Genomic DNA, 497 nt, shown 5'->3' with positions numbered 1-497 from the left:
CACAGCGAGGCGCTGACGGTCAGCGTGGCGGCGGTGGCCGACGCGCCCAGCCTGACTGTGGCGGCGGCCTCGGGCAGCGAGGATCAGGCCATCGCGTTGAGCATCAGCAGCGCGCTGGTGTCCCCGGCGGCGGGCGAGGTGCTCAGCGTGGTGATCGCCGGGGTGCCAGCGGGAGCGGTGCTGTCGGCGGGCAGCGACAACGGTGACGGGACGTGGACGCTGACGGCGGGCCAACTCTCCGGGCTGACGTTGACGCCGCCGGCCGAGTTCAGCGGCAGCCTCGGCTTGACGGTGACGGCGACGGCGTCGGTGAACGGCACGCAGTCCAGCCACAGCGAGGCGTTGACGGTCAGCGTGGCGGCGGTGGCCGACGCGCCGGTGCTCAGCGTGGCGGCGGCCTCGGGCAGCGAGGATCAGGCCATCGCGTTGAGCATCAGCAGCGCGCTGGTGTCTCCGGCGGCGGGCGAGGTGCTCAGCGTGGTGATCGCCGGGGTGCC

General features: G+C 73.8%; 1 protein-coding gene. It reads left to right on the top strand.

All coding sequences use genetic code 11. From position 1 onward, the window contains the following. Nucleotides 1-497: hypothetical protein (locus EJ913_RS32040; RefSeq protein WP_185910047.1), on the top strand; the 497-nt coding region annotated here is incomplete at both ends.

It is taken from the genome of Azospirillum doebereinerae, from assembly GCF_003989665.1.
Classification (GTDB): domain Bacteria; phylum Pseudomonadota; class Alphaproteobacteria; order Azospirillales; family Azospirillaceae; genus Azospirillum; species Azospirillum doebereinerae.
Note: the sequence above shows the minus strand (reverse complement) of the source record. Positions and strands in the feature narration are given on the sequence as shown.